This window comes from Sphaerospermopsis torques-reginae ITEP-024, assembly GCF_019598945.1.
GTDB lineage: Bacteria > Cyanobacteriota > Cyanobacteriia > Cyanobacteriales > Nostocaceae > Sphaerospermopsis.
On sequence record NZ_CP080598.1, the window covers coordinates 1674710 to 1696904 of the forward strand.

24 protein-coding genes are annotated in these 22195 nt (G+C 38.4%); 14 read left to right on the forward strand and 10 right to left on the reverse strand.

The window, feature by feature from the left end; translation table 11 throughout:
• Positions 1 to 52: 52 nt before the first annotated feature.
• Positions 53 to 691, reverse strand: coding sequence for a 50S ribosomal protein L3 (gene rplC, locus K2F26_RS07695; RefSeq protein WP_194051576.1), 639 nt, complete (start codon positions 689 to 691; stop codon positions 53 to 55).
• Between the two features lie 820 nt (positions 692 to 1511).
• Here rplC and K2F26_RS07700 point away from each other — a divergent pair.
• Positions 1512 to 1988 (forward strand): NAD(P)H-quinone oxidoreductase subunit N, encoded by a 477-nt coding sequence (locus tag K2F26_RS07700; RefSeq protein WP_220610989.1) that lies wholly within the window; start codon positions 1512 to 1514, stop codon positions 1986 to 1988.
• A gap of 115 nt (positions 1989 to 2103) precedes the next feature.
• On the opposite strand, the gene K2F26_RS07705 is transcribed toward K2F26_RS07700, so the two are convergent.
• Positions 2104 to 2325, reverse strand: a complete 222-nt coding sequence (locus K2F26_RS07705) for a type II toxin-antitoxin system HicA family toxin (RefSeq protein WP_220610990.1) — start codon at positions 2323 to 2325, stop codon at positions 2104 to 2106.
• The gene (locus K2F26_RS07710; protein ID WP_194051570.1) at positions 2322 to 2525 is read right to left on the reverse strand and encodes a type II toxin-antitoxin system HicB family antitoxin; all 204 of its coding nucleotides are present in this window, start codon (positions 2523 to 2525) and stop codon (positions 2322 to 2324) included. Before K2F26_RS07710 ends, K2F26_RS07705 begins: the two co-directional genes overlap by 4 nt.
• Positions 2526 to 2933: 408 nt before the next feature.
• Here K2F26_RS07710 and K2F26_RS07715 point away from each other — a divergent pair, with 408 nt between their 5' ends.
• Positions 2934 to 3473: a DUF3172 domain-containing protein gene (locus tag K2F26_RS07715; RefSeq protein WP_194051568.1), complete on the forward strand. Its 540-nt coding sequence runs from the start codon at positions 2934 to 2936 to the stop codon at positions 3471 to 3473.
• A 114-nt stretch (positions 3474 to 3587) separates the two neighbouring features.
• On the opposite strand, the gene K2F26_RS07720 is transcribed toward K2F26_RS07715, so the two are convergent.
• Both K2F26_RS07720 and K2F26_RS07725 read right to left on the reverse strand, forming a co-directional pair.
• A complete protein-coding gene (locus K2F26_RS07720; RefSeq protein ID WP_220610991.1) occupies positions 3588 to 4352 on the reverse strand; it encodes an AMIN domain-containing protein in 765 nt (254 codons plus the stop codon).
• 41 nt (positions 4353 to 4393) lie between these two features.
• The gene (locus tag K2F26_RS07725) at positions 4394 to 6613 is read right to left on the reverse strand and encodes a cation:proton antiporter (protein WP_220610992.1); all 2220 of its coding nucleotides are present in this window, start codon (positions 6611 to 6613) and stop codon (positions 4394 to 4396) included.
• A gap of 593 nt (positions 6614 to 7206) precedes the next feature.
• Between K2F26_RS07725 and K2F26_RS07730 the strand changes: the two genes are divergently transcribed.
• On the forward strand, positions 7207 to 8901 hold the full coding sequence (locus K2F26_RS07730; protein ID WP_220610993.1) for an ABC-F family ATP-binding cassette domain-containing protein: 1695 nt from the start codon (positions 7207 to 7209) through the stop codon (positions 8899 to 8901).
• 327 nt (positions 8902 to 9228) lie between these two features.
• Here the strand turns inward: K2F26_RS07730 and K2F26_RS24655 are convergent, their stop codons facing one another.
• Genes K2F26_RS24655 through K2F26_RS07740 form a run of 3 tightly spaced genes read right to left on the reverse strand, consistent with a single transcriptional unit; the run spans position 9229 to position 9850 of the window.
• Positions 9229 to 9408 carry a HepT-like ribonuclease domain-containing protein gene (locus K2F26_RS24655; RefSeq protein ID WP_367890336.1) on the reverse strand — a complete coding sequence of 60 codons (180 nt, stop codon included), beginning with the start codon at positions 9406 to 9408 and terminating at the stop codon, positions 9229 to 9231.
• On the reverse strand, positions 9409 to 9570 hold the full coding sequence (locus K2F26_RS24660) for a HepT-like ribonuclease domain-containing protein (RefSeq protein ID WP_246605546.1): 162 nt from the start codon (positions 9568 to 9570) through the stop codon (positions 9409 to 9411).
• Entirely contained in the window at positions 9560 to 9850 is a 291-nt protein-coding gene (locus K2F26_RS07740; RefSeq protein WP_220610994.1) for a nucleotidyltransferase family protein, read from the reverse strand. The genes K2F26_RS24660 and K2F26_RS07740 overlap by 11 nt, the downstream gene beginning before the upstream one ends.
• A 305-nt stretch (positions 9851 to 10155) precedes the next feature.
• Between K2F26_RS07740 and K2F26_RS07745 the strand changes: the two genes are divergently transcribed.
• From K2F26_RS07745 to K2F26_RS07780, 9 genes are all read left to right on the forward strand, one after another.
• Positions 10156 to 10452 (forward strand): hypothetical protein, encoded by a 297-nt coding sequence (locus K2F26_RS07745; protein ID WP_246605547.1) that lies wholly within the window; start codon positions 10156 to 10158, stop codon positions 10450 to 10452.
• Positions 10453 to 10600: 148 nt separating this feature from the next.
• Positions 10601 to 10888, forward strand: coding sequence for a PIN domain-containing protein (locus K2F26_RS07750; RefSeq protein WP_246605599.1), 288 nt, complete (start codon positions 10601 to 10603; stop codon positions 10886 to 10888).
• Positions 10889 to 10925: 37 nt separating this feature from the next.
• Positions 10926 to 12035, forward strand: coding sequence for an AAA family ATPase (locus K2F26_RS07755; RefSeq protein WP_220610995.1), 1110 nt, complete (start codon positions 10926 to 10928; stop codon positions 12033 to 12035).
• A complete protein-coding gene (locus K2F26_RS07760; RefSeq protein WP_220610996.1) occupies positions 12032 to 12784 on the forward strand; it encodes a hypothetical protein in 753 nt (250 codons plus the stop codon). Before K2F26_RS07755 ends, K2F26_RS07760 begins: the two co-directional genes overlap by 4 nt.
• A complete protein-coding gene (locus tag K2F26_RS25125; protein ID WP_302850044.1) occupies positions 12771 to 12902 on the forward strand; it encodes a hypothetical protein in 132 nt (43 codons plus the stop codon). The genes K2F26_RS07760 and K2F26_RS25125 overlap by 14 nt, the downstream gene beginning before the upstream one ends.
• A gap of 14 nt (positions 12903 to 12916) precedes the next feature.
• A complete protein-coding gene (gpmI, locus tag K2F26_RS07765) occupies positions 12917 to 14515 on the forward strand; it encodes a 2,3-bisphosphoglycerate-independent phosphoglycerate mutase (RefSeq protein WP_220610997.1) in 1599 nt (532 codons plus the stop codon).
• 224 nt (positions 14516 to 14739) lie between these two features.
• On the forward strand, positions 14740 to 14973 hold the full coding sequence (gene secG / locus K2F26_RS07770; RefSeq protein WP_220610998.1) for a preprotein translocase subunit SecG: 234 nt from the start codon (positions 14740 to 14742) through the stop codon (positions 14971 to 14973).
• A 21-nt stretch (positions 14974 to 14994) separates the two neighbouring features.
• Entirely contained in the window at positions 14995 to 15858 is an 864-nt protein-coding gene (locus tag K2F26_RS07775) for a peptidase (protein WP_246605548.1), read from the forward strand.
• Positions 15859 to 16017: 159 nt separating this feature from the next.
• Entirely contained in the window at positions 16018 to 17409 is a 1392-nt protein-coding gene (locus K2F26_RS07780) for an amidase (RefSeq protein ID WP_220610999.1), read from the forward strand.
• Positions 17410 to 17672: 263 nt separating this feature from the next.
• Here K2F26_RS07780 and K2F26_RS07785 read toward each other — a convergent pair whose 3' ends face one another.
• Both K2F26_RS07785 and K2F26_RS07790 read right to left on the reverse strand, forming a co-directional pair.
• The gene (locus K2F26_RS07785) at positions 17673 to 18143 is read right to left on the reverse strand and encodes a hypothetical protein (protein WP_220611000.1); all 471 of its coding nucleotides are present in this window, start codon (positions 18141 to 18143) and stop codon (positions 17673 to 17675) included.
• 30 nt (positions 18144 to 18173) lie between these two features.
• The gene (locus K2F26_RS07790) at positions 18174 to 18512 is read right to left on the reverse strand and encodes a cupin domain-containing protein (protein ID WP_246605549.1); all 339 of its coding nucleotides are present in this window, start codon (positions 18510 to 18512) and stop codon (positions 18174 to 18176) included.
• A 551-nt stretch (positions 18513 to 19063) separates the two neighbouring features.
• Here K2F26_RS07790 and ispG point away from each other — a divergent pair.
• Positions 19064 to 20290: a (E)-4-hydroxy-3-methylbut-2-enyl-diphosphate synthase gene (ispG, locus tag K2F26_RS07795; protein ID WP_096570327.1), complete on the forward strand. Its 1227-nt coding sequence runs from the start codon at positions 19064 to 19066 to the stop codon at positions 20288 to 20290.
• Positions 20291 to 20536: 246 nt separating this feature from the next.
• Positions 20537 to 21820 carry a carboxyl-terminal processing protease CtpC gene (gene ctpC / locus K2F26_RS07800; protein WP_220611001.1) on the forward strand — a complete coding sequence of 428 codons (1284 nt, stop codon included), beginning with the start codon at positions 20537 to 20539 and terminating at the stop codon, positions 21818 to 21820.
• Positions 21821 to 22195: the final 375 nt, after the last annotated feature.

The following is a 22195-nucleotide window of genomic DNA, read 5'->3' on the forward strand; positions in this document are numbered from 1 at the left end:
TCCTTTGTTAGTGGTCAGTTGTCAGTTAATGCTGACAGCTAATCAACTAAAACTATTTATTACCAACTTTGTTTGTGGGTACTACGTTCACTAAGCCGCCTGGTTTGCCAGGAATCGCGCCTTTAATCAGTATCAGGTTGCGTTCTGCATCTACTTTGACTACGGTCAGTTTGCGAATTGTAACGCGAGTTCCGCCTAGTCTTCCTGCCATCCGTTTGCCAGGATAAACACGACCAGGGGTTGTACCTGCACCGATAGAACCGGGCGCTCTATGGTTTTTAGAACCGTGTGACATGGGTCCGCGTCCGAAGTTGTTACGCTTCTGGTTGCCGGCAAAACCACGACCGATACTTGTACCGATTACGTCTACAATTTGACCTTCACTAAAAATATCTGCTTTAATTTCTTGTCCTAAAGCATATTCACTGGCTGCATCAGTACGATACTCGTTCAAATGCCGCAATGCTGGGGCAGATGATTTTGCCAAGTGTCCTAGTTTCGGTTGATTCAATGCCTTGGGTTTAACTTCGCCATAGCCAACTTGAATGGCGGAGTAACCGTCGGTCTGTTTTGTTTTAACTTGTGTGACAGTGCATGGACCTGCTTTGATTACGGTGACAGGAATGGCTACTCCTGCTTCATCAAAGATTTGGGTCATGCCCAGCTTGGTGCCGAGAATACCTACAGACACAGTAACTGGTTCTCCTTATCTAGTTGCTGACCTGGAAATCGGATTTCTAAGAGACAAGTTTTTTTAACGTCATTGTGAAGATTCTATCCCCGCAAATTTGGACTGGCGTTTGACAGTGCAAATTCTTGATGACGCAACAAACTGTTTGTCTACTGTTTGGTGAATCCGTCTATTGTTTCACTTTCTTGTCCACCAGAACAGTGATAATTACCTTTTTTATGGGAAGGTATTATTTCTGGTATCAATGCAAGACGCTATTGCTTTACGTTTTTGTGCAGCAATGCTTTCGTCTAAGCCATTGCTCTGGCACTCTCCGTTGGTAGTAGGACTTAAATGGATGTTTCCATTCAGTATCCATTTCCTGAAAACTGCTGTTCAGGCTCTACTGCTTTTAATACCTTAAACTATTGTTTGAGGATTTGCCTTGTTTTAGGGGCTGCGGGAGTGAATTCGGACTGAAGCTTGGTTTTGGCTGTGGGTTATGAGCCTTTAGCTTCTTGTTTTGACCTAAATGCTTTTCTAGCTTACCAGTCTCTTGCTCTTTTCTACCAGATATTGCTGGAAGATTGTTTTTCAGTCATCAATCACTGATGCTGTTTTGGCTTGAGGTTGCTAATTTAGAAAGTTACCTGATTTAACAGTTTGGTCACAATCTAACAATATAATATATTAAGTTGTGTTTGTCCAGTGGTTGATGGGGAAGATTTTTTTTGAGAGGGGTTGATGGTGAGACTTGATAAAATTCTATAACTTAACTTAACTTAATCTACCATCCAAAGGTAAATAATAGAAATATCTAAGTGAAATAAGACGAAAATCTATGGCACTAATTACCACTGGTAGCGGTTTCATCCGAGATTTGGAGAAATTTGGCGCTCTGGGTGTATATGTTCCTTTGGAGGGAGGCCACGAAGGTCGGTATCGCCGTCGTTTACGGGCTGCGGGCTATGTTAACCTCCATATTACAGCTAGAGGTTTGGGAGATGTGGCGGCCTATTTGATGGGAATTCATGGTGTGAGACCTCCGCATTTGGGTAAAAAAAGCACTGGTAGCGGTGCGGCGGTGGGTGATGTGTATTATCTACCACCTTTGATTGGTTCTCATTTGGAACAACTACCTCCTAAGTCTAAGGGTTTATTGCTGTGGATTATTGAGGGCAATATTCTTTCTGATCAGGAAGTGGAATATTTAGCGAACTTGCCGAAGTTAGAACCACGGGTGAAAGTGGTGATTGAACGGGGTGGCGATCGCTATTTCCGTTGGACTTCACTGGAAAAAACTCTGTTAGCTAGTTAGTTAATGGTCAGTGGTCAGTTGCTTTTTGGCTGACTGCTGACTCTAAATCATTGCATTTGTGCTGCAAATGATGGCTGGTAATCAGAACAGTGTAGATAGTTGATGCAGCGTTTTCTTACAACAAAGATACAAATTCTTCAACGGTTAAACCACTATCTCTAATAATTGCTCTGAGAGTTCCCGTTGCTAATTCCTGATGGTCTGGAACTACAACTTGTACAAAGGGAGCATTTCGGCGCATAATAATATGACTACTCTCTCGACGTTTTTGATAAAAACCTATCTTCTCAAGAGCTTTCACACATTCCCTTCCCGAAATTTTTGGTAACTTGCTCACACAACCACCAGGAACGCTTCAAAATTTTCTTCGGGAACAGGTAAACCATCTTCTTCTAAAGCAGCTATATAACCTGTAATTGCCTCTTTAATATTGAGTAGTGCTTCTGCTTTCGTTTTACCCTGACTCACACATCCTTTGAGGCTGGGACATTCTACGACCCAATAATCACCATCCTTATAAGCTATTACCTGCCTCATATTCTATCTTTCCTCTCTGATGGACAGTTTACAATTAAGACTTATGCAAAAAGACAGCATCTTTTATTATGTTGTTGAGGTACACCACCAGCTACCAAGATAGTCCTACTAATACACATACAGCATTTTGCGCGTCTATCTGGTACAGGTTATATCTCATTTTCAATTTGATGTAATGATATGCCCTAAATTTTTGTACCTAATCGTTACGCAAAGTGCTGTATATAAAATATAATAATATACTTACTTATTATTACATGATTTAAGCAGCTAAGATGCCCACCCCACAAGAATTAGCAGAATTACATGGAAAATATGGGACAATTTTCCTCAAGAGTCGTCATACTGAAGTAAGGAGAGAAGCAACCACTCCCTCCTCAAAATTGGCGTGAAGGTGATCAAGCAAAAATGAGACGTAAATCAACTGGTAGATCAGCTACTGCTTCTAAAACCTCTGTTTTCCAATCTCCTCTCTTTAATTTCACCACTATTGCCGTTTTGGGAGGGGTGTTGATTTTAGGTATTGGGATTGGTATTGCTTTTAGTTCTACAACTACTTTAAGTCCATCCAATGTGGCTTCCCGTGAATTTATTGATACTAAAGCACCAAACCCGGAAATTTGTGTGCAGTATGGGGCTAGTGCGATGGTGATGGATGCAAGATTATTTGTCACTCTGAACCCTTTTAATGTCTATGTTGCCCAGCCTAGTATTCGTCCTGGATGTGTATTGCGGCAAAATAACTGGGCTATTTTGGAAAATAAGAGATTGGTTACTTCTGATCAGGTGAGAGAGTGTAAAAATCGCTTGAATACTTTTGGCTTTACTGGTGATTTGGACAGTGAAAAGCCAGATATTAGGTGTATATATCAAAATGAATCTGCTCAAAATTTCTTCTTGTCTCAACCAGGTGCAGTAGCACCGACTCAAGAGACGGAAAGGTTCTAGGAGAAGGAGTTCAAGGAGTCAGAATAATTTTAGATTTTAGATTTTAGATTGAAGTTGACAAAAACAATCCAAAATCCAAAATCCAAAATCCAAAATTGTATTCTCAGTCACCAGTCACCAGTTAGTTGTGGGTATGGGTTGCCCAAATTCAATGATAGGAACGCTAAAATTTGGATTTGAATAATTCTGTGAATTAGGAATATTTGCAGAAGAATTAGGAATTGTAATCATGTTGGCATTATCTGAAGAATTGGCAGAATTGGGGGGGATGATGGTTAAGTTGGATAATGGAGAGGGGTTTTGAGAATTTAGGGGTGGTGCTGTTACTAAAGGTAGTTGGTTGGTGGGTAAGTTGCTGGTTGGTGGTGGTAGAGTCATTAAAGATGATGGAGATGGCTGATTGTTGGTAGTGGTGTTATGATGGGAGAATATGGGGCGTAATACCCAGCGCGTGGGGTTTTTTGGGGAAGCGGGTTGCAGTTTTACTTTGTTGACATCGACAAAAGTTCCTGGTTTTAAGTCGATGACTAGGCGGGTGATGTGTGGGCTATATTGGGAAACGCGAATTTTCTGGATTGTTCCAGAATAGTTTTTTTGGGTGTCTACATTGCCTAGTTGGGTGTTAGGCAAATCTACAACTAGACGGGGGGGTTGTTCCAGGTAGAAATACTCTGGTTTTGTGTTTGCGGAAAGGGTAATTTCTAGCTGTTGGGATTTGGGGTTAAGTTGCCATTTGTTGAGTGTTGCTTTTGGTTTTGGTAAATTGGCAATTGCCAGATTAATGCAAGTATTTAGGGTTATTGTTGTAGATAATAACAATAAGCTTATCTTCAAAAGATTGGATGGTAAAACTTGCCTGGTTTTGAGTAGACTTTTCATATTTTAGATGTTGTTGATGATTGGTGATTACGAATTACGAATTACGAATTATGAATTATTTCTTGGTTGTTAACTTCTGGTAACAAAGAACTCAGATGAGAGGTAACTTGACTGTAACGACGGGTGATAAGTAGGGAAGAACGACATTGAATAGCAAGTTCATCTGTGTATCTTCCTAGAGTTTGTCTTTCGATACCCCAAGCACGGCTAGTTCCGGCAATGGTTAAGTCAACACTTTCTGAGGCTGCAAGTACGGCTGGCATGGGTTCTGGATCGCTGATGGTTTTGATTTCTATGCGATCGCGTACATTGGCTGGTAGTTGGGAAATCATTCCGTTTAATTCATAACTTAATTCATCTTGGGTTTGATTTGCTGTTAAGACTTGTAAAATATGCAACATACAAGTGTCACGGTTGATGAGTAGTCGTAGGGCAAGGATCAGGGCTAAGTCATCATGGATATTTGCAGAGTAGGGAACTAGCAAGTTTTCCAGGCGATCGCCTCCTCTATCTACGAATACTGCTACATCTACTGGTGCGGTGCTGAGAATTTGCCCAACTCTACCACCTAAGCGATTATTACTAAAGGCTGGACGATGCCATCCTACAAGTATTAAATCAGGTTGTTCTATTTGGGCTATTTGGGCTGTTTCTCTGGCGACATTGCTAGAGATACGAACGATAGGATGGATGTAAGAACCTGTGGTTAGTGGTTCTAAGGTGTCAATTAATTCTTCTAGTTGTTGACGACGTTCAACTATTAAACGGTTAGCTTCTGTGGGGGTATTTTCAAAACCATAATCTTCTTCTAATTCTATTAAGCTGAGAGGATTGATCACCGCAGGTTGTCGATAGTTGAGGGCGATCGCTACTGCTAATTGCACTAATCCTTTTTGGGTGCTGGGGTTAGCTACAGGTACTAAAATCCGATATGGGTTAACAAAAGATTCTATTGTTTCTATTGTTTCTATTGTTTCTATTATTTCTGTGTTTGTATTTGTCTCTTGTTTTGGTTCTGGTTCAACAACATCTAATTTAATTAACCGTTTGGGATAAGTCCATTCTAATAATGGTGATGTCATAAATGTTGTTACCAAAGCCATCACTACCAACATGGTAAATAGTAAAGGTGAAATTACTCCTAATTCCAAACCAATATTTAAAACAATTAATTCTGTTAAACCGCGAGTATTCATTAACCAACCCAGGGCTGATGCTTCTCTTTTATTAATCCCACTGACACGGGCGGCGAAGTAAGCACCAAAATATTTACCTGCTATGGCTACTCCTAAAACTAATGCACATAGTAACCATAATTGCGGACTGTTGAGTAAACCGATTTGTGTTCTTAAACCACTATAGGCAAAAAACACAGGGAGGAGAAAAATTAAGACAAAATCTTCAGTTTTTATGGCTAATTCTCTGACTAATTCGGCATTTTTGGGCATGACTGCACCTAATAAAAATGCGCCGAAAATCAGATGAATACCGATAAATTCAGTAATGAGAGCAGATGCAACTACTCCCATATAAATTAACGCTAGAAGAAATTGGCTTAACTTTCTTGTGCGGCGATAATGGGTAAGAAGACGTTTGAGAAACCACCGCCCCACGGTGAACATAAAGCCTATATAAATGATGCTTTCAAAAATGGTGAGGATAGCTTTTTGATCAATGCTACCATTTCGAGCAACGGCGATCGCTATTGCTAAAATACACCACGCTGTTACATCATCAACTGCGGCGCAAGTTAAAGCTAATGTTCCTAATCTTGTGCCTTGTAAATTATTTTCGGTGATAATTCTTGCCAATACAGGAAAAGCTGTGATTGACATTGCTGCACCTAAAAATAAAGCGAAGGCGTTAAAAGATACACTGGGATTAGCAATGAGTGGATACAGCAGCAAAGATAAAATCGCAGCTAGAGAAAACGGCACAATTATGCTGATATTGGAAATAATAATCGCTGATTTTAAATTACCGCTCAGATATTTAGGATTTAGCTCTAAACCTATCAAAAACATGAAAAATATTAGTCCTACCTGAGATAAAACATTCAGGAAAGGTACGGTTTCTGGAGGAAACAGTGTAGCTGCTGCATGGGGAGCAATGAAACCAAATAATGATGGTCCCAACATGATACCAGCGACAATTTCACCGATGACTAAAGGTTGTTTAATTGATTTAAATGCCAATCCTACTAACCTTGACATTCCAATTACAATTAACACCTCAACCAGAACGAGAATAACTGTGTGCATAGTTTCCTCTTGACTCTTCGGGTTCCCTAAGATGATTCTTTAAAGGATGGCAAAATGTCAACCTTGTTAGACACAATACAGGTGTATTCTATTGATTTTGATGTAAATTATTGTTAAGTAGCAAAAAGCTTTCAGTAATCAGTAATCAGCTAATAGCAGCATGAACAAGGATTGAGAAGTTTTAATTCCGTGAAGTTTTAATTCCGTGAAGTTTTAATTCCGTGAAGTTTTAATTTCGTGAAGTTTTAATTTCGTGAAGTTTTAATTTCGTGAAGTTTTAATTCCGTGAAGTTTTAATTTCGTGAAGTTTTAATTTCGTGAAGTTTTAATTTCGTGAAGTTTTAATTTCGTGAAGTTTATCTGTTTCTGTTTATTTTCGTTCTTTGTATTTCAATATTTCAGGTACTGAAGGAAACCGACGGCTAAATGCTGACAAAACATCAATTCTTTCTCCTGACTCCCGACTCCTGACTCCTGACTCCTGACTCCTGACTCCTGAACTCCTAAATTCTTGTAAATATGTCGTTAAATTTTGTTAAGATTGAGTATGGCGTTAGCTTTACCCCTTATATCCCCTATCTGAGAGATATTTCATGTTGCGACTGGAACACATTAGTAAAATTTACCCTACAGGCGAAGTTTTAAAGGATATCAACTGGGAAGTTAAACCAGGCGATCGCATTGGTTTGGTTGGTGTTAACGGTGCGGGAAAGTCTACCCAACTGAAAATTATCTCTGGGGAAATTGAACCCACTGCTGGGGAAATTATCCGCCCTGCTAGTTTACACATAGCTTACCTCAACCAAGAATTTGAGGTAGATCCGACGCGGACAGTTAATGAAGAATTTTGGACAGTTTTTAAGGAAGCTAACGCGGTTCAGTTAGCTTTGCACGAAGTACAGCGAGAAATGGAAACTGCCACCCTAGAGGAATTAGATAAACTGATTCATAAGTTAGATAAATTACAGCGTCAGTTTGAAGCGTTGGATGGTTATGGTTTAGATGCTCGCATTGGTAAGATTTTACCGGAAATGGGCTTTCAAGTGGAAGATGGCGATCGCCTAGTGAGTGCTTTTTCTGGCGGTTGGCAAATGCGGATGAGTTTAGGTAAAATTCTCCTGCAAGAACCAGATTTATTACTACTAGACGAACCGACAAACCATTTAGATTTAGAAACCATTGAATGGTTAGAAAATTACCTGAGAAAATTACTCACTCCAATGGTGATAGTTTCCCATGATCGGGAATTTTTGGATCGTCTTTGTACACAAATTGTCGAAACTGAAAGAGGAGTTTCTAGCACTTACCTGGGTAATTATTCAGCATATCTGCAACAAAAAGCAGAAAATGAATCTGCACAAATGAGTGCCTTTGAACGTCAACAAAAAGAATTAGAAAAACAGCAAGCATTTGTAGATAGATTCCGCGCTAGTGCAACTCGCAGCACCCAAGCAAAAAGCCGAGAAAAGCAATTAGAAAAAGTTGAAAGAATTGAAGCACCAACCGCAGGAGTTAGAACTTTACATTTTCGCTTTCCCCCTGCACCCCGTAGCGGTAGAGAAGTAGTAGAAATTAAGGATTTAACCCATACTTATGGTGATAAAATTCTGTTTTTAGGTGCTAATTTATTGATTGAAAGAGGTGATAGAATCGCCTTTTTAGGTCCCAATGGTGCAGGAAAATCTACACTGTTAAAAATGATTATGGGTGTAGAACCTCCCACAGAGGGAACTGTGAAACTGGGAGATCATAATGTTATCCCTGGTTATTTTGAACAAAACCAAGCGGAAGCATTAGATTTGAATAAAACAGTCATGCAAACAATACATGATGAAGTTCCCGACTGGACAAACGAAGAAGTGCGTACACTGTTAGGTAGATTTCTATTTGCTGGTGATACAGTATTTAAAAAAGTAGGTGCTTTAAGTGGAGGAGAAAAAGCACGATTAGCACTAGCGAAAATGTTGCTAGAACCAGTGAATTTAATCATTTTAGATGAGCCTACTAACCACTTAGATATTCCAGCTAAGGAAATGATGGAAGAGGCGTTACAAAACTATGATGGTACTGTAATTGTAGTATCTCACGACCGTTATTTTATCTCCCAAGTTGCAAATAAAATTGTTGAGATTCGAGATGGAGAATTTCGGGTTTATTTGGGAGATTATCATTATTATTTGCGGAAGATTGAGGAAGAGAAGGAACAAGCAAAGTTAGCTGCAATAGAAGCGGAAAAAGCAGCGAAGAAAGCAGCGAAAGCAGCAAAAGCAGCAGCGAAGAAGAAGTAGGTTTGTTTTTAAAAACAAGTAAAAACTAATATTTAGTAATCCTCAACTATCAATAAGTTGGGGATTTTTTTATTATTGAACGCAGATGAACGCGGATAAACGCAGATTGTTTTTATTTGTCTGAATCAGAATGTCCAGGATTTGAGGATTAACAGGATTGTTATTGTTTAATTTTCTGTTGTTATCAGGATTTAAAGATAAGAGAAAATCTCACGCCAAGACGCAAAGACGCAAAGGAAAACCAGAAATTTAAAAATTACATCCTGTAAATCCTTTAATCCTGGATATCCTGATTCTGAAAATATAATATTCCAACGCATTTTTTCCTTAAAATTCCTGTTCAAGAATAATTAATATTGTTGCTTTTAAAGGAATAATTTTAGTTTGAATAATATCCCAAATAATCTCATCTGCTAAGGAAAAATACGCATGAACTAAAATATCTCTCAATCCGGCAATTTTACGCCATTCAATTTGTGTATATTTTTCTCTGATTTCTGGGGTAATTTATTTAACTGATTCCCCAATAACTTGTAAATTTCTAATTACAGCATCAAATCTTAATTCATCAGCAAAAAAGGTATCATAATCTAATCCTTTGGTATAGCGGATAATTTTATCACAACTGACGACAATATCATCGCAATACAGTTTTAAACTACGCGACATAAATAACATCCTTTTCTACTGAACTTATCACTTGAGGTTTTAACATTTTTTTAGTGACTAAATCAACGGATAAACCTAAATTATCTTCTAGGAAAAATTTTAAATCCATATATTGATCAAAGGTAAATTTTCCTTGAAATTCTACCAGTAAATCAAGATCACTGGTAGTTTTTGCTTCATCTCTTGCATAAGAACCAAATAAAGCTAAGGAAGTGACACCATAACTTTTTATTTTGGTTAAATTTTCTCTGAGGAAATTAATTAAAGCTTCTCTATTCATGATTAATCCTCTCATCCTCAAAATCCTTTAATCCTGGTTATCGTGATGCTGACAAAATAAATCATAATGTAAAAAATATAATACCTCTAATTAAGTAATACTGTAAAGCAGAAATAAAATAACTTATGTAAATTTTTATTGAACATGGTATAATGATGGTATAGTAAGTTAATGTATCTTAATTTGTATGGATCGTAATCAAGGTTTACAGGATAGTAATTGATTAATTGACTCTTAGTATTAAAAATGATAAAATATTAATTGAAAACATCTATATATCATTGTGAAAGCAGGAGGCAGATATTATGTTATCAACCCAAATTGAGCAAGAATCCGTGATTAAGAGAGTTGAGAAAGTAGTATATATTTTAATGGAAGAGAATCCCATATTTAAAGAGGATCTTGATTATGCTGCAATAGTCAAACATATATTAAAAATTGTTCAGGAAAATTTAACACCTGAAAGATTTAATAATATGTCTGATGAAAAGTTAAAGGAAAATTGTGATTTTGTAATGTCAACAGAAGTATTATCCAAAATAGGGGAAGATTTGACACCTGAACAAATGGCCATTTTTGATGAAGCAATTAAACGTAAGTAAGGAAATTCATAAATAAATACATGGGTTATTTGTTAGATACTAATATTGTTTCTTTAATATTGTTTCTTTAGCGATTAAAAATGATTTTCGCATCAAGCAAAGGCTACAAATAAGCAAATTTGAGGGGATAGATATTTACATTAGCTGTATTACCTATTTTGAAGTTAGAAGAGGTTTTTTAGCGTTTGATGCTCCTAAACAAAGAGAAAGATTTAACCAACTTTGTCAAAAATATCCGATAATTTTTCTCGATGATTTAGCGATTTTAGAAAAAGCTGCGGAAATTCATGCAAATTTAAGATTAAAAGGTTTACCGATTCAAAGTGAAGATGTTTTAATTGCTGCTACAGCAATGATTAAAGGTTTAACTGTGGTTTCTAATGATAGTGATTTAACCAGAGTTGAGGGTTTAAGTTTAGAAAATTGGTTGGAGTGATAAAATTAGTAGATTGAGAATTTTAGAGGTTTAATAAATGTTATCGAAACTCAGAGTCCAACACTATAAGAGTCTGTTTGATACGGAAATAGATTTAGAACCATTGACTGTATTTATTGGTCCTAATGGTTCTGGTAAATCTAATATTTGTGAAGCTTTGTCAGTATTGTCTGATTTTATGAAAAGACTGATGGAGAATATAATGACTCAAGAAATCATGTCTTTTTTTTCAGAATCATTAAAAACTGTTAGCAAAAATCAGCAAAATCTTGAATCTAAATTTTGGCACGGAAATACAGATTTTATTTTATTAGAGGTTAGCGCACTGACTGAAAATACTCATCCTTGGTCAAGGATATCAGTTCATCTTGATTATCCTCAAAGAAAAGTTAGGATAGGAAACAATGACTTAAAATATAATACACAACCATTCACAAATGGACTCAGAAGTTTGCTAGTAGAGAACAAATACTCAGATTCTCCAATTGCGAAAGCATTAAAAAAAGTTAGTATCTATGATTTTTCTCCAGTTGATATTTCTAGACAAACGTCAACAAATGCAACGATGGAGAGAACTGGAGAAGGAATAGCTTATGCTTTGCTAGATATTTTATTAGCTAATCGTGAAGGATTTGATGAGTTACAGGAAAGATTAACACTGCTTGTTCCTAATATTAAGAAAATCGCCTTACCTCGTGGTGAAAATAACACATTTTCCCTAGAATTGGTTGATAAATATTCAGATCATCATATTCCTGCTGCTGATATTTCAGATGGGACATTAAGACTCTTGGCTTTTTTAACTGCACTTTATCAAGAAAATACTCCCAGTATTATTTGCTTTGAAGAAATAGAAAATGGTGTGCATCCTTGGTTATTGCATAAAATGATGGAGTTGCTAAAAATTGTTTCTACTGAAGGAATAACTGGAAACCCAGTACAAGTTTTAATTACAACACATTCTCCTGTGTTATTAAATTACGTCGAACCTCATCAAGTGCGTGCTGTTGAGTTAGATAAAGAAGGTAAAACCCAAGTTCATAAATTACCTGTTGAGTCTGTGAGATTTCAAAAAGCTTTAGAAGCTTATGATGGTGCTTTAGGTGAACTTTGGTTTACAAATGTGTTTGGAGGTAATCCAACATGAGTCGGAGGATTCGTATAGGTTTGATAGCAGAAGGGGAAGCAGAATTAGGTGCAAGTATTCCTTATATTAAACCAGAAGCAGGGGGAAAAGTAATTCCCAGAGAAAATGAGGGTGCATTGCATACTTTAATTAGGAGAGAAATACAAAATGCTGGTTTTCCAGATTGTGATTTCATCCAAAGACATCCATCAATTAGAGAAAGTCAAAAACGAACTTTAAGAACTGGACATTCTATTTTAGATCCAAAATATTTAGCCCAAATTGTAATTTTATGGAAACCTGAAGAAGTAGATATGATTCTGATTGTGGTTGATGCAGATGATAACATAAATAATCAAAGAAAAATTGATTTAGACAGGTCTGTAAATAAAATTCGGGATAACCATTTAGATGTTAATGAACAACCGATTAATGATCGCTCTGCTGGAGGTTTAGCAATTAGGAATTTTGAAACTTGGTTATTGGCTGATACTCAAACTGTGGCGACTGTTTTGGGTGTAGAATTGCCAAATTTGGAAAATTTAGAAGATTTAAACAATACAAAAGATATTTTAGAGAAGGCGATCGCTCAATCAACCTATCTTACAGAAAATCTTGATAATCAACGTCCGCTACAAATTCGCTGGAATTTGGCTTTTCAGGTGGATTTAGAGAACATAAAAAGTGCTTGTCCTGTGGGATATGCTGCTTTTGCAGAATCCTTGCTGACAGCGACAAAAGCCGTGATACCAATTATTGAAATGGATTGAAGTAGAGATATTGGCGATCGCGGCGATAGTAATAAAAACCTACTTAACAGACCAATCAGCAGAATTAACTTATCATTGGCGGTTAGTAGTGGTATCATTCGGTTATTACAAAAAGTAAAGGGCAATTTTACTATGACCAAAGCACCTGTTGCTCCTGTGGTGCTAGTCATTTTAGATGGATGGGGCTACTGTGAGGACAAGCGAGGAAACGCGATCGCTGCTGCCAAAACTCCAATCATGGACAGTTTATGGGCGGCCTACCCTCACACCCTTATTCGCACTTCAGGAAAAGCCGTAGGGTTGCCAGAAGGTCAAATGGGCAACTCGGAAGTTGGTCATTTGAATATTGGCGCTGGGCGTGTCGTTCCCCAAGAACTGGTACGCATCTCTGATGCGGTTGAAGACGGTTCTCTGGCCGCTAACCCAGCACTTGTAAACATTTGCCAGGAAGTTAAATCTCGAAATGGCAAGTTACACTTGGTTGGCCTTTGTTCTGACGGTGGGGTACATTCCCACATCACCCATCTCTTTGGGTTACTGGACTTAGCCAAATCACAGCAAATTGCTGATGTATGTATTCACGCTATCATGGACGGGCGTGATACACCTCCCTCAGATGGAATAAAAGCCATCCAACAACTGCAAGACTATATAGACCGGGTGGAAATAGGGCAGATAGCCACTATTAGCGGTCGTTATTATGCGATGGACCGCGATCGCCGTTGGGATCGAGTCCAACGTGCTTATGATGTAATGACGCAAGAAGGCGCTGGCAACGGAAAAACAGCGTTAGAAGTCTTGCAAGCCTCATACACTGAAGGCGTAACCGACGAGTTTATTGTTCCCGTCAGAATTACTCCTGGCGCAGTTGCACCTGGCGATGGGGTGATATTTTTCAATTTCCGTCCCGACCGCGCCAGAGAATTAACTCAAGCTTTTGTTAGTGTTGATTTTCAGGGTTTTGAAAGACAGCAAGTTACACCCCTGTCTTTTGTGACATTTACCCAATATGACCCAGAGTTACCAGTCTCTGTGGCCTTTACTCCCCAGAACTTGACCAATATTCTGGGAGAAGTGATTGCAAATCATGGTCTAAAACAGTTCCGCACGGCGGAAACGGAAAAATACGCTCATGTCACCTATTTCTTTAATGGGGGACTAGAGGACCCTTATGAGGGAGAAGATCGGGAACTGGTCAGCAGTCCAATGGTGGCCACTTACGATAAAGAACCTGCAATGTCCGCCGAGGCGGTGACAAAGGTGGCGATCGCCGCTATTGAAAAGGGTATTTACTCTTTAGTAGTCATGAACTACGCTAACCCTGACATGGTAGGCCACACAGGAAAAATAGAAGCCACCGTCACAGCGATTGAAACCGTTGACCGATGTTTAGGCCGACTTATAGAAAGTGTCGGCAAAGTTGGCGGTACAATGCTGATTACAGCCGATCACGGTAACGCTGAGTATATGGCAGATGAGGATGGTAATCCTTGGACGGCACATACAACTAACCCCGTTCCTTTTATTTTGGTAGAAGGGGAAAAGGTGAAAATACCCGGATATGGTGCAAATGTGGACTTGCGACATGATGGTAAGTTAGCTGATATTGCACCCACTATTTTGGATATTTTACAAATTCCTCAACCAGAAGAAATGACTGGTAAATCTCTACTAAGAGCCGCAGAATATGATTTACAGCTTTCTCGTACTCCTGTACAAGTAGGGTTGTAATCTATTTCTCTTCTTTGACAGTTAACTTTTTTAGTTAACTGTTTTTTAGAAGGAATAGGTAATGGGTAATGGGTAATAGGTAATGGGTAATCACTTTTATTGTTCCCATTCACCAGTCACCAATCACCAATCCCCAATCACCAATCCCCAATCACCAAATTTTTAATCAAGCGTGTTAGGTTAAATAATATTCTAAGATCATCTTTGGGAATTTTTAATTACGTATGTCGATTACTAACATTGTGCAAGGAATTTGGGCGTTTTCTGCTTTAGGTTTAATTGTCCTGGTTTTACTACATAGCCCTAAAGGTGATGGTATCGGTGCTATTGGTGGCCAAGCTCAACTATTTAGCAGCACCAAAAGCGCAGAAGATACATTAAATCGTGTCACCTGGGCGTTAGTAGTAATTTTTCTCGGTTTAACAGTGGTTTTAAGTGCTAACTGGCTACCTAAATAAGTAAAACCGAGATAAGTAAAAATGGGAAAAATATCCCAAAAATCAATATGCAAAACCCAAAATAGAAATCATCAATTTTTTGGGTGGAAATTATTAACAGTTCTGACTTTATTCATAATTTCAGGACTGTTAGTTATTTTGACTAATTTTCATACTTACGCCAAAGAACCTAACCCCCAACCCCCTTCCCTACTAGGGAAGGGGGCTAAAATTTCCCCTATCCTTGTAGGAGAGGGGTTAGGGGAGAGGTCTAGACAAAAACCCCATCCTTTACCACTAAGTTTAGAAAAATGGCAAGATCAAAATAATAGTGGTGATTATTTTGATCATATCCAACCTACTCAAGTTGGTTATTTAATTTGGTCACATTTCCCGATTAAAGTAAATATTGAAACTCCTACAAATATCAATCAACAACAAGCGCAAACATGGGTAAATCAAGTTTCACAAGCTATTAAAGAGTGGAATAATTTTTTACCTTTAGAGTTAGTAGAAAATTCAGAAATTGCTGATATTAAAGCTGATATTCAACCTGATATTAAAATCTTGCGTCAACGTCCACCTTTACAAATAGATCCAATTAGTAAAACTCCCCGTGCGCGTTCTGCTCTAACAACCTACGAGTTATACAATCAAAATAATTTTTTATTACACCGTTTTACTATTTTATTAAGTCCCAGTCAAACAGGGGAACATTTGCAAGCAGCAGCACGTCATGAAATGGGACACGCTTTAGGAATTTGGGGTCATAGTCCCCTAAAAACCGACGCACTTTATTTTTCTCAAGTTCGCAAACCTGCATCTATTTCTAGCAGAGATGTGAATACTTTAAAGAAGATTTATCAACAGTCTACAAGTTTGGGGTGGTCAAGTGTGAAAAACTAATATAGTAGGAGTCAGGAGTATAAGCCTATTTTAGTAAGACTTTCATGATAAATTGATGTCTGAACTACCCTATCTTGGGTTATAAGTTAATATTTGTTAAATACGGAAAATCTATAACTTCTGATAGATGTATAAAATTTAAAGTTGCAAATTACAACAATGAATGAAACTGATTTAGCTTTTACCCCAGCTTTAGAGTTAGCAAAATTAATCCGTCGTCGGGAAGTCTCACCTCTGGAATTGACAGAATTATATTTAGATAGAATTTCTCGCTTCAATCCCCAATTAGGTAGTTATTTTACTGTCACAGCAGACTTAGCTATTGCTGACGCTAAAACAAAAACAGACTTAATTACAACCGCTTCAGAATTACCGCCTTTTTTTGGTGTTCCCATTTCTATTAAAGATTTAAACGCCGTAGCTGGTGTTACCTGCACTTACGGAAATCCAGCTTTAGTTAAAAATATTGCTAACTATGATGATGGTGTAGTGAGCAAGATTAAACAAGCCGGTTTCACGATTTTGGGAAAAACTGCGACTTCTGAATTAGGTTCTTATCCTTACAGTGAACCTGCGGGTTTTCCCCCAGCTAGAAACCCTTGGAATTTAGAATATACTCCTGGTGGTTCTAGCGGAGGTGCTGCGGCCTCTGTGACAGCAGGATTATGTGCGATCGCTCAAGGTTCAGATGGTGGTGGTTCAATTAGAGGACCTGCGGCCTGTTGTGGTCTAGTGGGAATTAAACCAGCACGGGGAAGAGTCACACAAGCACCAGTAGGCGATCGCATGGGAGGAATAGCTGTTAATGGTCCCATAGCCAGAACTGTAGCAGATGCAGCAGCCATGTTAGATGTGATTTCTGGATATATTACCGGAGATCCTTACTGGTTGCCAAATCCAGAACCTTCATTTTTAGCAGCAACCAAAGTAAAAACCCAGAGTTTAAAAATAGCGTTTAGTACCAGTATTGCTCCCTTGGGAGATGCTGACGCAAACTGTAAACAAGGAGTATTAAAAACAGTTAAATTATTAGCAGAAATGGGACATGAAATAGCAGAAAAATGTCCTGATATGAGTGGTTTAGTAGAACCATTTCAAATAGTGTGGCAATCTGGAGTAGCAGCAGCAGGAATACCCCCAGAAGCACTGCAACCATTGAATCAATTTTTATTATCGAGAACAGGTTCTGCGGGTGAATATTTGCAAGCATTAGCACAAATGCAGATAGTTTCCCGGCAAATAGTCGCCTTTTTTGATAATATTGATGTGTTAGTATTACCGGTTTATTTGCACTCACCCATTAAAATTGGTGAATGGCAAAATTTAACCCCAGAAGAGACATTTCAAAATATTATCAAATGGGTTGCACCTTGTCCCATAGCAAACGCAACAGGATTACCTGCGATCGCAATTCCTGTAGGTTTTGATAATCATGGTTTACCCATGAGTGTGCAATTAATTGGTAAACCTGCTGCCGAGTCTACTATTATTAGTTTAGCAGCACAATTAGAAAGTGCTAATCCTTGGATTCAACATCGTCCAAATCTCTGATTTACTCTTAATAAGATTGTCATGTTGTCAGAATCAGGATATCCAGGATTTGAGGATTTACAGGATTGTAAATTTGTCAGAATCAGGATATCCAGGATTTGAGGATTTACAGGATTGTAATGTTTTCTGAATCAGGATATCCAGGATTTGAAGATTTACAGGATTGTAATGTTTTCTGAATCAGGATATCCAGGATCTGAAGATTTACAGGATGTTTAATAAAAACTATCATGTTTTTCTTTAAATCCTGTTAATTTTTAATTTTAAGACTGTCTTTTATCAACAACTAAAACTAAACAAAGTGCAGCAACAGCTTTTTCCCATTCCTGACGAACTTTGACATCTTCCACACCATCAAATAAACTTACCAAACGAGGAACAGCTTCTTCCAAAGCTGCTGGTGAAACTTGACGATGTAACTCAACCAAATGATTTAAACTTTCTTGATGATGGAGAAAATTAATTACCCATTTTGTTGTATGATCTGGACTATCAGGAACACGCTTAACCCCTAATTCGTTTTTTAACCAATGATAAAAAGGCGGTAAATTTTCAGCTAAAACTTGTCCTGCTGTGGGTAAAGTCTCGCGCAATAGTTGAATATCTAAACTGTCTAATTCTTGTTTTAATTCCTGTGAGTTAAGCACCTCATTTAAAGGTGTCGAAAGGATTGCTTCTATTTCCGATTGAGAAAAATCTAAATGTTCAGTAAAAGTAGAAATTGCAGATGACATTTACTCATCTCCCAAAATGATTAAAAAAGATTAATTAATATCTGCTGACTTTTCAGAAAGGGTGAGCAGAAATGATAAATTAGATTCAGCTTGTAAAGCATGAGAGGTATTAGCAGGCATAAAAACAAAAACACCGGGTTCGAGTATAATTTCTTCCCCTGATAAAGTTAATAAACCTCTACCTTCCACAACATTGACAGTAGCATTGCGCGTAGAGGTATGTTCAGAAATTTCCGTGTTAGCAGCTAAACAAAAGAGAGTATATTGACAAACTGTATCTTTTGCCAGTACCTTGCTGAAAAGTCCCTCACGGGGATATTCAATCTGTTCTTGTAATCGAGTTACAGTAGGATTCATATCAATTTTCATGTTTCTCTCTTCCTACTACCTTTACATGGTAGCTTTGCACTAGAGAAATATCACTATAACCAAAGGTAGAAGCTAATTCTAAAATCTATCAACTGGTAGAAAATTCGCCCATTGACATAATTTTTGTGTAGCTATTAGTCTACCGAAAAGCAGATATTTTTTAGGCGATTCTATCCCTAATTTTCCCAAATTTTATAATTTGATCATGCTGTTTTTGAGGTAGGTCAAAGCAGAGAAATTAGGGAAAATGAAAAAAATTATCTGAATACTGAGTGTGGGGAAAAATTCAGATAATCTTGGTTAAATAGCCATCATCAAGATAGCACGGTACAGGGGTAAAGAAAGTTTACCAATTGTGGTACAGATGCGGTATTCATAACGAGTTGGCACAGTCAGCGTTGATACTATGAATACCATTGAAGAAATGCTAAAAAAATGAAGCTGTAAATTTCCCACATCATCACCCAAAAATGCCTCAACTATGGCAATCTGATAAACATAACCCCTGGCAATCTGATATTTTAGCTACAGAGAATCTACCTGTTGAGGCTATGCAAACCCTACCACCCCTTGAAACTAACAACATTACATCCAGTCAACCCGTCTTTGACACCACCATCAAACGCCGCAAAACTCGTCCTGTGAAAGTGGGAGATGTCACCATTGGCGGAGGCTACCCCGTGGTGGTACAATCAATGATTAACGAAGATACCCTCGATATTGATGGTTCTGTAGCCGCTATTCGTCGTCTTCATGAAATTGGCTGCGAAATTGTCCGCGTTACAGTTCCTAGTATGGCTCATGCCAAAGCCTTAGCGGAAATTAAACAGAAATTAAAGCAAACTTACCGTGATGTTCCCATTGTCGCCGACGTACATCACAATGGTATGAAAATTGCCCTGGAAGTTGCTAAACATATCGAAAAAGTGCGTATCAATCCAGGTTTGTATGTATTTGAAAAACCTAACACCAACCGCACAGAATACACAAAAGCTGAATTTGACGAAATTGGCGAAAAAATCCGTGAAACCTTAGAACCCTTGGTAGTTTCCCTGCGGGATCAAGGTAAAGCTTTGCGGATAGGAGTCAATCATGGTTCTTTAGCCGAAAGAATGCTATTTACCTACGGTGACACTCCCGAAGGAATGGTAGAATCTGCCTTAGAATTTATCCGCATTTGTGAATCTTTGGATTTTCGCAACATCGTGATTTCCATGAAAGCTTCACGAGTTCCCGTCATGGTAGCCGCCTATAGGTTAATGGCCAAACGCATGGATGATTTAGGCATGGATTATCCTTTACATCTAGGAGTAACCGAAGCCGGAGATGGGGAATATGGCAGAATTAAATCTACTGCGGGAATAGCTACATTATTAGCCGATGGTATTGGTGATACAATTCGCGCATCTTTGACAGAAGCACCAGAAAAAGAAATTCCCGTTTGTTACAGCATTCTGCAAGCTTTAGGTTTGCGGAAAACAATGGTTGAGTATGTCGCTTGTCCTTCTTGTGGAAGAACTTTGTTTAATTTAGAAGAAGTGTTACACAAAGTCCGGGAAGCAACCAAACACCTGACAGGTTTAGATATTGCCGTCATGGGTTGTATTGTCAACGGACCCGGAGAAATGGCCGATGCTGACTATGGTTATGTAGGTAAAAATCCTGGTTTTATTTCTTTATACCGTGGCAGGGAAGAAATTAAAAAAGTTCCAGAAGATCAAGGTGTAGAGGAGTTGATTAATTTAATTAAAGCTGATGGACGTTGGGTAGATCCTTAAAATTAGGTGACAGGTGACAGGTGACAGGTGACAGCGAAGAAGCAGGGGAAGCAGGGGAGGCAGGGGGAGAATATTTGTACCAATCCCTAATGCTAAATGCCCAGTCACCAATCACCAATTACCAATCACCAATCACCAATCACCAATCACCAATCACCAATCCCCAATCCCCAATCCCCAATCCCCAAATCCTGTGTTAGATTGGGCATACTGACAATAGATTTTCCCTCTGACACAGCTGTCATTATGGTGATTACAAAAAGTAGACTTGTTTTAGGTGCTACAGCAGTGACGCTTTCTACAATTGCGGTTACGAGTCTTGGCATTAACTCTCGTGGTCAAGCTTTATTTAAAGCAAGTCCCAAAGAATTGATAGACGAGGTTTGGCAAATTGTTTACCGTCAATATGTGGACGGGACTTTTAATCAGGTAGATTGGCAAGCTGTTCGTAAAGAATATTTAAGCAAGTCCTACAGTAATCAGCAGGAAGCTTATGATTCCATCCGGGAAATGCTGAAAAAGCTAGAAGACCCTTATACCCGGTTTATGGACCCAGAGGAATTTAAGAGTATGCAGGTTGATACCTCTGGAGAATTAACAGGTATTGGTATCACTATCAGTCAGGATGAAAAAACAAAGGAATTAGTTGTAATTTCCCCTATTGAAGATACACCAGCCTTTAAAGTGGGAATTTTGGCTAAAGATGTCATCTTAGAAATTGATGGCAAAAGCACTAAAGGCATGGATACTACCCAAGCTGTATCTTTAATTCGGGGTGAAGCGGGAACTAAGGTCAAGCTAAAAATTCTGCGAAATGGTCAGCAAAAAATATTTGACATCACCAGGGCGCGGATTGAAATTCATCCGGTTAAGTTTGCTGAAAAACCAAGTCCAGCGGGTAATATTGGCTACATTCGACTGAATCAATTCAGTGCTAATGCTGGTAAGGAAATGAGAGATGCGATTAATAAGTTAGAAGCTAAAAACGTCACTGGTTACGTTTTGGATCTGCGTGGTAATCCTGGTGGTTTATTATTTTCCAGTGTAGAGATTGCCCGGATGTGGTTGGATAAAGGTACGATTGTGTCCACTATTAACCGTCAAGGTGAGCAAGAACGGGAAATAGCCAGAGGACGTGCTTTAACGACTAAACCTTTGGTGGTTTTGGTGGATAAGGGTTCTGCTAGTGCTAGTGAAATTCTCTCCGGTGCTTTGCAGGATAATAAACGGGCGACGATAGTGGGTACACAAACTTTTGGTAAGGGTTTGGTACAATCTGTGCGTCCTTTGGACGATGGTTCTGGGTTAGCGGTGACTATTGCTAAATATCATACACCCAGCGGTAAAGATATTAACAAGCATGGTATTGACCCTGATATCAAAGTAGATTTAACTGATGCCCAAAGACAAGATTTGTGGTTAAGGGAACGTGAGAAATTAGGTACTTTAGAAGATCCGCAATTTGCTAAAGCTATTGAGGTTTTAGGTAAACAAGCTGCTCAAAATACTACAACAAATAATAAGAATTAAATTGTCAGGAGTCAGGAGTCAGTAGGGGTAAAGCGCATTGCTTATTAGTGTCAACTTAACGTAAAACCCATAGCCCAACTGGGAATGAATTCCCAGTCTAATAGCAAAAGTCATCTGAAGATGACTAAATAACCATAAAAATTTTTAAATTGTTTAGTAAACTTCAGTTTACTTTGGCTATTAGACCGGAACTTAAGTTCCGGGCGGGTTTGGAAGCTAAACAAAAAAGCTATTAGTAGCCTAAGTTGACACCAATGAGCAGTGCTAAACCCGTACAGGAGTCAGGGGGAAAAGTGAGCAGTTTTTGATGGTTTTAATGTCTATTCCTGGGATTTTCTTACCTTTTTATCCCTGAATCCCTTGATTCAGTTTTGT

Bases quoted from the DNA above. Each gene is read 5' to 3' on its own strand.
- K2F26_RS07745 (WP_246605547.1), top strand. From the start codon at position 10,156: ATGTTATCAACCCAAATTGAGCAAGAATCCGTGATTAAGAGAGTTGAG.
- K2F26_RS07725 (WP_220610992.1), bottom strand. From the start codon at position 6,613: ATGCACACAGTTATTCTCGTTCTGGTTGAGGTGTTAATTGTAATTGGA.
- ispG (WP_096570327.1), top strand. From the start codon at position 19,064: ATGCAAACCCTACCACCCCTTGAAACTAACAACATTACATCCAGTCAA.
- K2F26_RS07715 (WP_194051568.1), top strand. From the start codon at position 2,934: ATGAGACGTAAATCAACTGGTAGATCAGCTACTGCTTCTAAAACCTCT.
- K2F26_RS07700 (WP_220610989.1), top strand. From the start codon at position 1,512: ATGGCACTAATTACCACTGGTAGCGGTTTCATCCGAGATTTGGAGAAA.
- K2F26_RS24660 (WP_246605546.1), bottom strand. From the start codon at position 9,570: ATGTCGCGTAGTTTAAAACTGTATTGCGATGATATTGTCGTCAGTTGT.
- K2F26_RS07775 (WP_246605548.1), top strand. From the start codon at position 14,995: ATGGGAAAAATATCCCAAAAATCAATATGCAAAACCCAAAATAGAAAT.
- K2F26_RS07760 (WP_220610996.1), top strand. From the start codon at position 12,032: ATGAGTCGGAGGATTCGTATAGGTTTGATAGCAGAAGGGGAAGCAGAA.
- K2F26_RS07720 (WP_220610991.1), bottom strand. From the start codon at position 4,352: ATGAAAAGTCTACTCAAAACCAGGCAAGTTTTACCATCCAATCTTTTG.
- gpmI (WP_220610997.1), top strand. From the start codon at position 12,917: ATGACCAAAGCACCTGTTGCTCCTGTGGTGCTAGTCATTTTAGATGGA.
- K2F26_RS07755 (WP_220610995.1), top strand. From the start codon at position 10,926: ATGTTATCGAAACTCAGAGTCCAACACTATAAGAGTCTGTTTGATACG.
- secG (WP_220610998.1), top strand. From the start codon at position 14,740: ATGTCGATTACTAACATTGTGCAAGGAATTTGGGCGTTTTCTGCTTTA.
- K2F26_RS07710 (WP_194051570.1), bottom strand. From the start codon at position 2,525: ATGAGGCAGGTAATAGCTTATAAGGATGGTGATTATTGGGTCGTAGAA.
- K2F26_RS07740 (WP_220610994.1), bottom strand. From the start codon at position 9,850: ATGAATAGAGAAGCTTTAATTAATTTCCTCAGAGAAAATTTAACCAAA.
- K2F26_RS07730 (WP_220610993.1), top strand. From the start codon at position 7,207: ATGTTGCGACTGGAACACATTAGTAAAATTTACCCTACAGGCGAAGTT.
- K2F26_RS07785 (WP_220611000.1), bottom strand. From the start codon at position 18,143: ATGTCATCTGCAATTTCTACTTTTACTGAACATTTAGATTTTTCTCAA.
- K2F26_RS07790 (WP_246605549.1), bottom strand. From the start codon at position 18,512: ATGAAAATTGATATGAATCCTACTGTAACTCGATTACAAGAACAGATT.
- ctpC (WP_220611001.1), top strand. From the start codon at position 20,537: ATGGTGATTACAAAAAGTAGACTTGTTTTAGGTGCTACAGCAGTGACG.
- K2F26_RS07780 (WP_220610999.1), top strand. From the start codon at position 16,018: ATGAATGAAACTGATTTAGCTTTTACCCCAGCTTTAGAGTTAGCAAAA.